General features: G+C 48.2%; 1 protein-coding gene. It reads left to right on the top strand.

Annotated features, from left to right (window positions below):
* Positions 1 to 14 precede the first annotated feature (14 nt).
* Positions 15 to 1642: hypothetical protein (locus tag KDK19_RS07840; protein WP_257291690.1), on the top strand; the 1628-nt coding region annotated here is incomplete at its 3' end.

Here is a 1642-nt window from a genome sequence, read left to right as displayed (position 1 = left end):
TGCCCACTGAGCCCGTGACAGAACTCTGCGGTAAGTGGATGGTAGGCACTGTTAATCCCCAATGCCTGTACGTCTACAAACGTGATGCCCACAGCTGGCGTATGAAAAGAGGTGCAGATGCGGATAAACTGCAGGCAAAACTTCTGCCTGACCTGCAATCATTGCACGATGGACTTCTTGGACGTTCCAATATCGTTATCTGGGGAGTTTATCCTCGTTTCACCTCAGGACATCTGAGAGCGGACGGATCGTTCAGTCTACCAAAACTTAAACTCTTCGATCTTCCCCTGGAACGTTACCCGGAACTGGTGCTCACCCGCTATAGCAAGGAAGACATCCAATGCTTTTGCGTTTACAACGATGCACAGGCAAATATTGCCGATATCCTGGAGTCCAAACGCCAGTGTGAAAAGGAATTAAAGCTTAAACCTCTGCCTCTGGTCGTTTATTGTCATCACACAGGTTCTGTACAGGTCTGTTTTGATGATGAGCTGGACAGTATCCACCTGGCCGGCAATGAGCACTCTCTGGATGATTTCACGTCCTCACAGAGCATTGACCCGAACAATTTCAGAGCCATGTTGAATCTGCTGCCAATCACTTTGCGGGCAGAGACACTGAGTTCGGAATTAACCGACCCACCGGATGTGATGCACAAATTGCAACAGGCTATCAAGCTGGTGAGTGATCCCGATTGTTATAGCTCCGATAGGCTTATGGAATTAAAACGAAGTGGATTGCCCATTGACCAGCGTTTTTTTCATAATCTGATGGTTAAGTCTTTGCCTGATATTCTCCTCAATACTGAAATAGTTAGACACAATATGGGGTTCCCGGAACCGGCAACCCCGACTCAGCAGCAAAAGTGGGAGGAAGAAGCTTACCGATTATTTCAGCTCCTTTTGCAGAGCGGGGCAAGGCCCACTAAATGGGGCATGAGACATATCAAATGTATGAAAGATTGTTATGACTCTGTAGTGCCAGCGGGCATATTCAATTGTATGGTGGCTGCCTATGCTCCCTTTGAGAGCCTTACCCTGCAACATCTCAAGCGGTTACCTTTAACTGGTTGTTCGGGAAACGTCGTTGAATTTGACCGAATCTGCAGGGGCATCAGTCCACAGCAACGGCAGACGCGTTTGACAGAGGCATCACTTTATGTAACGAGTCTGCTGCATCCAACCCTTGAACATATCCAGTCTCACTTATTGGCCCTGTTTCATTACGGGGCTTCCCCGAACAAAGACCTTCTGGATAGACTTAAAGCCAATCTGGAATGGCATTACCCTCGCAGTAATAAAGTTATTCGTGATTTTTCCCCGGCTGAATATATCGAATGGTTTGAAAAACTGTGGGAGCAACGGGAAACGTATACTTTCTACCAGAATTGGCCAAAACATGTCCAAATGGCCCATCTGGAAATTGATGATCTGAAAAAAACTCTCGGTCTGGAGAATTCCCGCGACCAGACGACACCATCGGCAGCCGAGACACCAACGGCATTTCAGTTTATGGTGGACGCGTTCAGCAAACCGCCGGTCATGCCTGATCATGTCGGCGACAACGAAAAAACCATCCTGAAGGTCTTGCAGCATTATTACCGCCGTCCGGGACCGGAGCGGGTGATCCAGTGCCTTGGCAA

This window comes from Endozoicomonas sp. ONNA1 (genome assembly GCF_024606325.1).
GTDB lineage: Bacteria > Pseudomonadota > Gammaproteobacteria > Pseudomonadales > Endozoicomonadaceae > Endozoicomonas_A.
Note: the sequence above shows the minus strand (reverse complement) of the source record. Positions and strands in the feature narration are given on the sequence as shown.